This window comes from Mycobacterium asiaticum (genome assembly GCF_001668675.1).
Taxonomy (GTDB): Bacteria; Actinomycetota; Actinomycetes; order Mycobacteriales; family Mycobacteriaceae; genus Mycobacterium; species Mycobacterium asiaticum_D.
Window position 1 is genome coordinate 1 of sequence record NZ_LZKQ01000010.1, and the last position, 9,722, is coordinate 9,722.

The window sequence follows — 9,722 nt, forward strand, 5'->3', positions numbered from 1 at the left end:
CCGGTGCCGTGGGCTTCGACATAGGCGATGTCCTCACTGGCCAGACCCGCACTGCCCAGCGCACGCCGAATGACGTCGGCTTCGCCCAACACCGAAGGCGCGGTCAATCCAGCCGATCGGTGCCCGGCATTGCCCACAGCGCTACCCAGGATCACCGCGTGAATGCGGTTACCGTCGGCCAGCGCCGCAGCCAGCGGCTTGAGCAGAACCAGCCCGCCGCCTTCGCCGCGGACGTAACCGTCGGCGCGTTCGTCGAACGCGAAGGTGCGGCCCGATCGGGAGACGGCGCCGAATTCGGTTTCCAATAGCGCCGTTTCGTCGACCAGGTTCAGGTGGATGCCACCGGCCACCGCAAGCGGCGCCGCCCCAGCGCGTAGCGTCTCGCACGCGAGGTGGACCGCCAGCAGGGACGACGACTGACCCGAATCGATTGTGAGGCTTGGACCTTGCATCCCGAAGGCATACGAGACGCGGTTGGCGATCAGTGCCCGGCTGGTACCGGGAAAGGAGTGATGGTCGAGGTTCAGGCCGGGGGTGCGCAGGGTCAGCAGTGCATAGTCGTCGTTCATCGCGCCGACGAAGACCGCGACCCGCTGGCCGGTGACCGTCTCGGGCAGGATGAACGCGTCTTCGAACAATTCCCAGGTGAGTTCGAGGGCGAGTCGTTGCCGAGGGTCCATCGCGGTGGCTTCTCGTGGCGAGATATGGAAGAAGTCCGCATCGAATTCCGCAACGGCGTCGCCGAATGACTTTGGGGCTTCGCGTCCGTCGCGGAGCAGACGCCAGAACTGCCGTGGTCCGTCGGCTGCGGGAAACCGGCATGCGAGTCCGATGACGGCGATACCCGACGGGTCGGTTTCGGTTGAACTCACGGCGCCAGGTCGTCGTCAAGGATCGCGAACAGTTGACGCTCGGTGGCGGTTTCGATGTCGTCGTTGTAGTCGTCCACGTATTCGGGTTGGGCGTCTGTGGGGCCGGTCAGGTCGGCGAGCAGTTCTTGCATGCGCGCAACCAGACGTGCCTTCTCCGCGGGATCCCAATGCGGTTGGTTGACCAGCAGCTGCAGTTCGCGGGTGATGTCGTCGAACCGGCGCATGCGGTCGGGTGGATCGGAGGCCGGGGCCCCGCCGTCGAGTTGGGTGTCGAGCTGGGCATCGAGGTGCGCGGCCAGACCGGCCGGGGTCGAGTGGTCGAAGATAAGTGTCGGCGAAAGCGTCAGGCCGGTGGCCTTTTTCAGCCGATTGCGGAGTTCGACAGCGGTGAGCGAGTCGAAGCCCAGGTCCTGGAACGGACGTTCGGGGTCGATGTCGGCGACGTTCGGCTGGCCCAGTACGGCAGCGGCGTTGCCACACACCAACTCGATCAGCTCTTGGCGTCGCTGCTCAGCGGACAGCCCGTGCAGCTGTGCCAGCAGTCCCGACTTGGAGACCGACGTGGTGTCGATCTCGGCGACAACCCGCCGGGGTGCACGAGATACCAACTGCGCCAGCAACGGCGGCAACGCGTCGCGGTGGGCTGCGAGCGCCTGCTGATCGAGCCGGGCAGCCACCACGAACGGGCGATCGCTGAGCAGCGCCGCGTCGAACAGGTCGAGGGCTTGCTGAGCGGACAGCGGGGCGATCCCTACCCGGCTGATCCGGGCCTTGTCCCGGTCGTCGAGGTGTTCGGTCATCCCCGACGCCTGTTCCCAAAGTCCCCAGGCTACAGAGGTTCCCGGCAACCCGCGTTCGCGCCGGTACGCGGCGAGCCCGTCCAGGAAGCTGTTCGCGGCCGCGTAATTCCCCTGTCCGGGTGAACCGACGATCCCCGCCACGGACGAGAACATCACGAAGGCGGCGAGATTCATGTCCTGGGTCAGCTCGTGCAGGTTCCACGCCGCATCGACCTTGGCGCGCAACACCGTATCCATGCGTTCTTCGGTCAGCGACGCGAGCAGGGCGTCGTCCAGCACACCGGCGGCGTGGATGACACCGGACAACGGATATCGCTCCGGGAGGTCAGTCAGCAGCCCGGCCAGCGCGTGGCGGTCGGCCGCATCGCAGGCCACGACTCGGACGTCCGCTCCCGCGCCGGCCAGTTCGGCAATCAACTCGGTGGCCCCCTCGGCGGCTGCACCTCGGCGGCTCACCAGCAGCAGCCGACGCACCCCGTGCCGGTGCACAAGATGACGAGAAAGAACCGCGCCCGCCATGCCGGTACCGCCGGTGACCAATACCGTGCCGGACGACAGTCCCACACCGGGTCCGTCCGGGACGGTGAGTACCACCTTGCCGATGTGGCGGGCCTGGCTGACGAATCGGTAGGCTTCGGGCGCAGAGCGGATATCCCACGCCTTCATCGGCAATCGTTGCAGCGCACCGGCTTCGAACAGTGCCATCAGATCGCCGAACATCTGCGCGATGTGCGCGGGACCGGCCTCCATCAGGTCGAACGCCCGGTAGGACACCCCCGGGTGGAGTTCGGCGATGCGATTCGGGTCGCGGATATCGGTCTTGCCCATCTCGATGAATCGACCTCCCCGCGGCAATAGCCGCAGTGACGCGTCGTTGAATTCACCGGCGAGCGAGTTCAGCACGACGTCCACACCGGTGCCGTCGGTCACCAGCCAGAATTTGTCCTCGAACGCCAGGGTGCGGGAGTCGGCGATGTGCGAATCGTCAAACCCCATCGCCCGCAGGGTGTCCCATTTGCCGCGGCTCGCGGTGGCGAATACTTCCAGGCCCCAGTGCCGGGCCAGTTGAACGGCGGCCATGCCGACACCCCCGGTCGCGGCGTGCACCAGCACCTTTTGACCGGGCTGCACCTCGGCCAATGTCGACAGCGCATAGCACGCCGTCAAGAACACCACTGGCACGCTGGCGGCTTGCGGCAGCGACCACCCGGGCGGCACCGGCACAATCAACCGCTGATCCACTACCGCTTCGGACCCGGCGACGCCCAGAATGCCCATGACGGGATCGCCTACGGCGAAACGGGTGACCCCGGGGCCCATCTCGACCACCACGCCCGCGCCCTCGGCGCCCACCTCCGCCGCTCCGGGATACATCCCCAACGCCACCAACACGTCTCGAAAGTTGACTCCAACCGCGGCAACCGCCACCCGGACCTGTCCCGGACCCAACTCCACCTGCGGGCAGGGCCGCAGCATCAACTCGTCCAGTGTCCCGGCACCGCCGGCGACCAACCGCCACGGCGAGGCGTCTTCGGGGACCCGTAACAGCGTCGGAGGGTTGCTGGGCGTCAACCGGGCGCTGTGGACCACGCCCGCACGGAGGAGCACTTGTGGTTCACCGCAATCGATTACGTCCTCGACCGGCAGCGACCCGTCGGTATCCACCAGCACGATCCGGCCCGGGTGTTCGGCTTGCGCCGAGCGCACCAGGCCCCACACCGCGGCACCCGCCAGATCCGGGGCGGCCTCGCCGGGCAATCCGACTGCCCCTCTGGTCAGCACCGCCAATTGCCCGGCATCGTCGCCGCTCAACCACGACTGCAACACACCTAATGCCTCGTTAGCGGCGGCATGCACCGCCTTCGTCATGTCCGCGCCGGTCGGCTTGTGCTCCCAGATCACCACCTTTTCAATCTTGTTACCGCTCAATTGGATCGGTGTCCATGCGAGTTCGATCAGCCCATCAGCGGCAGCGGCCGGCGTGGTCGCCGCCGACAGTTGATCGGGTGACACCGGGCGCATGGTCAAGGTCTGCACGGTCAACACCGGGAGCCCGCGAGCGTCCGCGATCTCGACTGAGACGGCCCCGTCACCAGTCGGCGCCAGCCGGACCCGAAGCCGCCCAGCACCTGCGGCGTGCAATGCAATGCCTTGCCAGGAGAAGGGCAACAGGATCAGATCCTGATCGTCCACCACGCCCATGGCATGCAATGCCGCGTCCAGAATCGCTGGATGGATCCCGAAGCCGTCCAACGCTATTTGTGCGCTGTCGGGGGGTGCGACCTCGGCGAATAGCGAGGCCCCGTTGCGCCACACCGACTGCAGGCCACGGAATGCCGGCCCGTAGGCATAACCGCGGTCGGACAGCCGATCGTAGGTTCCGGTCAGATCGACGGGCGTCGCGCCGACCGGCGGCCACACCGTCAACTCCGCACTCGGCCGCAATGGTGCCGGGCTCAGGACGCCTTGTGCATGCAGCACCCAGACCGATCCCTGCTGTGCGGCACGGGAATACATCCACACATTGGCACCAGACTCGCCGGCGGCGTCCACCACCACCTGCAGCTGCACACTCACGCCGGCCGGCAACACCAACGGCGCCGACAACGTCAGCTCCTCCACAGTCGGACAGCCGACCTCGTCGCCGGCCCGAATCGCCAGTTCGACGAACCCGGCCCCGGGGAACAGTACCGTCCCGGCCACCGCGTGGTCGGCAAGCCACGGCTGGTCGGCCAGCGACAGCCGCCCGGTCAGCACCACAGCACCCGAATCCGGCCGTTCGACGACGGCGCCGAGCAGCGGATGCGCGGCCCCGGTCAAACCCGCGGCGGCCACATTCCGGTGCCCCACGTCGGTTGGGCTCAGCCAGAAGTGCTTTCGGACGAACGCATAGGTCGGCAGCGGGACCCGGCGCCCGCCCCGCCCGGCGAAGACCTGTGCCCAGTCCACCGCGAAGCCGGTGACGTACAAGTGGCCGAGGGCGGTCAGCAGCGAGGTGGTTTCGGGGCGCTCTTTGGGCATCACCGGCACCGAGTGCTCCTGCGCGGCGGTCAGGCCGGCGACGGGGCCGAGTTCGAGGAAGGTGACTGCACCTTGCGCGACGATGGACTCGACACCGTCGTGAAAACGCACCGGACGGCGTACGTGCTGCACCCAGTATTCGGGCGATCCGTATCCAGGACCGGCCAACTGTCCACTGACATTGGATATCAGGTCAATTCGCGGCCCAGCGGGCGTCAGCGCGGCCACCGATGCGGCGAACTCCGGCAGGATCGGCTCCATCAGAACCGAATGGAAGGCATGCGAAACCGCCAGGCGATGCGCGCGCCGACCGCGCCGCACCAGTTCGGCTTCGACCGTATTCACCTGATCCTTGGCACCGGAAATCACCACCGCCTCGGGCCCGTTGACGGCGGCGATGTCCACACCCGCGCCGAGCAGCGGCGCCACTTCGCCCTCCGGAGCGGCCACGGCCAGCATGGCGCCGCCAGTAGGCAGACCGGCCATCAGCCGGGCCCGCACCGCAACCAGTTTCGCCGCGTCGGGCAGCGACAGCACACCGGCCACACACGCCGCGCTGATCTCCCCGACCGAATGACCGACGACGAAGTCGGGGAGCACACCCCAGGACTCCAGCAGTGCCGCCAACGCCACTTCCACGGCGAACAAGGCCGGTTGGGCGAACTCGGTGCTTTCCAACAGCTTTCGGTCAGCGCCCCATACTACGTCGCGGAGCGGCAGCCGCAGATGTTGGTCGAGGACATCCGCCGCCTCGTCGAATGCCCGTGCAAAGACCGGAAAGTGTTCGTGGAGCTGACGGCCCATCCCCAGCCGTTGCGATCCCTGCCCGGGAAACACGAAGACCAGCTTGCGCGCGGCGCCGACCCGGCCCACTGCCGTAGCCGCATCCGGATCGCCCGCGGCCAACCCCGCCAATTGCGCCGTCAGCTCATCGCGGTCCGTGCCGACCAGCACGGCCCGATGCTCGAATGTCGACCGCGTGGTGACCAGCGACAGACCGATGTCGACATTGGTCGACCCGGCATCCAGCTGCCGCAACAGCCGCTCAGCCTGCCTGCGCAGCCCCTCCGCTGAGCGCGCGGAAAGCACCCAGGGCACGGGTCCCCGGCTATCAGCCTGCGGGACGGCATCTTCCGTGACGGGCGGCGCCTGCTCCACGATTACGTGCGCGTTCGTGCCGCTGATACCGAAAGATGACACGCCGGCGCGCCGCGGCGTGTCCCCCGCCGGCCACGCCCGCGGCTCGGTCAACAGCGAGACGGCGCCCGCCGACCAATCCACATGCGGGGTAGGCACATCCACGTGCAACGTCTTTGGCATCATCCCGTGCCGCATCGCCTGCACCATCTTGATCACCCCGGCGACGCCCGCGGCGGCCGAGGTGTGACCGATGTTGGACTTGATCGAACCCAGCCACAGCGGCCGCCCCGCCGGCCGGTCCTGACCGTAGGTGGACAACAGCGCTTCGGCTTCAATGGGATCGCCCAGGGTGGTCCCGGTCCCGTGACCTTCCACCACGTCCACTTCCGCGGTGGTGAGCCCGGCACTGGCCAGCGCTGCCCGGATAACCCGTTGCTGGGCAGGACCATTCGGAGCGGTCAATCCATTCGAGGCGCCGTCCTGGTTTACCGCCGAGCCGCGCAGCAGTGCCAGCACGGGATGCCCCAACCGCCTGGCGTCGGACAGTCGCTCGAGCACCAGCAGCCCGGCACCTTCCGACCAGGCGGTACCGTCGGCCGCCCCGGCGTAGACCTTGCACCGGCCGTCGGCGGCCAGCGCCCGTTGCCGGCTGAATTCCACGAAAGCGCCGATGGTGGCCATCACCGTGACGCCGCCTGCCAACGCCAGATCCGTTTCGCCCGAACGTAACGACTGCGCCGCCATATGCATCGCGACCAACGACGACGAACACGCGGTGTCCACCGACACCGCGGGGCCCTGCAATCCCAGGACGTAGGAGACCCGGCCGGAAGCCACGCTCAGGGTCGAGCCGGTCAGCCCGTAACCCTCCAATTCGCCGGTTACCTCACCCCCGTAACCGGCATGGATCACCCCGACGAACACCCCGGTCGCTGAGCCTCGCAGACCATGGGGGTCGATTCCGGCCCGCTCCAAGGCTTCCCACGACAGTTCCAGGACGAGCCGTTGTTGCGGGTCCATGGCCAGGGCTTCACTGGGGCCGACGCCGAAGAAACCGGCGTCGAAGTCGCCCGCATCTTTGAGGAAGGAACCCTGTCGGACGTACATTTTGCCCTTGGCGTCAGGGTCGGGGTCATACAAATCGTTAAGGTCCCAGCCACGGTCGGTGGGGAAATCCGAAACCGCATCGCGGCCCTCGGTCACCATCTGCCACAGCGCTTCCGGCGAATCCACACCACCCGGGTAGCGGCACGCCATTCCTACCACGGCCACCGGTTCGGACTGCTTGCCCTCGAGCTCCGAGAGCCTCCGACGCGTCCGGCGTAGATCTGCGGTAACACGCTTCAGGTAATCAAGGTGTTTCTCGTTCTCGGGCACTGACTGTCCTGCCATGGCTCAGGAGCCCAGTTCTTCGTCGAGGATGGCAAAGAGCTGGCTTTCGTTGGCGGCGAAGATATCCGCGACGTCGCTGTCGTCGCCGTCGACGGGTACCTCCACCACGGACAGCAAGGTCCGCAGCCGAGAAGCCAGGTGCTCTTTATCGTCCGGTGTCCAGTCGGGTTGGCCGAGCAGGGACTGCAGCTCGCGGGTGATGTCGTTGAACCGGTCGATGCGGTCGGGTTGACGATCGACGGTGACCGCCAAACGTGAGTCGAGGTGTTCGGCAAGCGCGGTCGGCGTGGGGTAATCGAAGATCAGGCCGGGCGACAAGGTGAGCCCGGTTGCCCCCTTCAACCGGTTCCGCAACTCTACTGCGGTCAGCGAGTCGAACCCGAGGTCTCCGAAGGCGCGGTCGGCCTCGATATCCGCACTGTTGGAGCGGCCCAGCACAATCGCGGCATTACCGCACACCATGGACAGCAGTTCGGCACGCCGCTGTTCGGGGGTCAGGACGTGCAGGCGCGCAGTCAGTCCGGTGACGGACGGGGTCGACGCGGCGGCATCGGTCACCACGCGCCGCTGCCGGCGAGTGACCAGTTGACCCAATATCGGCGGCAGGGCGGCGTCGGTCTGCTGCGCGGCCGGGTCGACGGGCGCGGCCACCACCACGGGACGATCGGTGCGCAGGGCGGCGTCGAAAAATTGCATGGCGAGTTCCGTTGACAGCGGCGCCAATCCGAGCCGGCGCATGCGGGTTATGTCCCGCTCGGCCAGATGGTCGGTCATCGAGCTCGTCTGTTCCCATAGCCCCCACGCGATCGACAATCCCGGCACTCCGCGGGTGCACCGGTACGCCGCCAGACCGTCCAGGAAGCTGTTGGCCGCCGCGTAATTGGCCTGGCCGGCGGTGCCGATGATGCCGGCCATCGACGAAAACATCACGAATGCAGCCAGGTTCATGTTCTCGGTGAGTTCGTGCAGATTCCACGCGCCGTCGACTTTGGCGCGCAGCACCCCATCCACCCGGTCGGGTGTCATGGCGGCGAACAACCCGTCATCGAGCACACCGGCGGCGTGGAACACCCCACGCAGTGGATACCCTTCGGGTAGTTGCCTGATCAGTTGTGCGGCCGCGTCGCGGTCGGCGACGTCGCAGGAGCGCACCGACACCTCGGCGCCGTGACCTTCCAACTCAGCGATCACATCCGCGACGCCGGGAGCGGCAGCACCTCGCCGACTGACCAACACCACTTGGGCCACGCCGTACCGCGTCACCAGGTGGCGGGCCAGCGCCCCGCCGGCCATCCCGGTGCCTCCGGTGATCAGCACCGTGGCACCGGCCAGTCCTTGGGCATCGGGCAGCGAAAGCACGACCTTGCCGATGTGGCGGGCCTGACTGACGAACCGGTACGCCGACGAGGCGGACCGGACGTCAAAACTCTTGACCGGCAGGGGATCCAGTACGCCGGTGTTGAACATCTCGGTCAGTTCGACGAACATCTGGCTGATCCGGTCCGGACCGGCCTCGATGAGGTCGAACGCCTGGTACTCGACGCCCGGGTGGTGCTGCGCGACGACGTGCGGGTCACGCGGGTCGGTCTTGCCCATCTCGATGAATCGCCCGCCGCGCGGCAACAGCCGCAGCGATGCGTCGACGAATTCACCGGCCAGCGAGTTCAGCACCACGTCGACACCCATGCCGCCCGTGGTCGCCAAGAACTTCTCCTCGAAGTCCAGGGTTCGGGAATCGCCGATGCGGGAATCGTCAAAGCCCATCGCGCGCAGCACATCCCACTTGCCGCGACTCGCGGTGGCAAAAACGTCCAATCCGCAATGTCGTGCCAGTGCCACCGCCGCCATGCCCACTCCGCCGGTCGCCGCATGAATCAGCACCCGCTGGCCGGACCTCACGCCGGCCAACACCGAAAGGCCGTATACCGCGGTCAGGAACACCGCCGACGCTCCCGCGCCCTGCTGCATGGACCATCTCCGCGGCACAGCAATGACCAGGCGCGCATCAACGACCGCCTCCGACCCGACGATCCCCAGCAGACCCATCACGCGATCGCCGGCGGCGATTCCCGTCACATCCGGAGCAACCTCGACGACCACGCCAGCGCCCTCGACGCCCAGCTCACCGCCGCCGGGGTACATCCCCAACGCCACCAGCACGTCCCGGAAGTTCACCCCGACCGCGGCGACCCGGACCCGCACCTGACCGGCTGCCAGCTCGGAATGCGGGCACGGCTGCACGATCAGGTCCTCCAACGTGCCGCCGGCGCCTGTCACCATTCGCCAATTCCCGGCGGGCAATTCGAGCCCCGATGTCCCGGTTGCCGGTGTGAGTCGGGCCGCGTACAACTGCCCGGCGCGGATCAGGATTTGCGGCTCCCCACAACCGGCGGCACGCGTCGGGTCGACCGACCCGTCCGAATCCATCAGCACCACCCGGTCCGGGTATTCGGCCTGCGCCGAGCGGACCAATCCCCAGACCGCCGCGCCCGCGAGG

The 9,722-nt window shown here is 67.5% G+C and carries 3 protein-coding genes; all 3 read right to left on the minus strand.

All coding sequences use genetic code 11. From position 1 onward, the window contains the following. Positions 1-872 (minus strand): beta-ketoacyl [acyl carrier protein] synthase domain-containing protein (locus A9X01_RS00790; protein ID WP_081282135.1); only part of this gene is annotated, 872 nt, incomplete at its 3' end. Then, the gene (locus tag A9X01_RS00795; RefSeq protein ID WP_065118851.1) at positions 869-7,225 is read right to left on the minus strand and encodes a type I polyketide synthase; all 6,357 of its coding nucleotides are present in this window, start codon (positions 7,223-7,225) and stop codon (positions 869-871) included. The genes A9X01_RS00795 and A9X01_RS00790, both read right to left, overlap by 4 nt. Positions 7,226-7,228: 3 nt before the next feature. Continuing rightward, a partial coding sequence (locus A9X01_RS00800; protein ID WP_155771853.1) for a type I polyketide synthase occupies positions 7,229-9,722 on the minus strand: 2,494 nt, incomplete at its 5' end.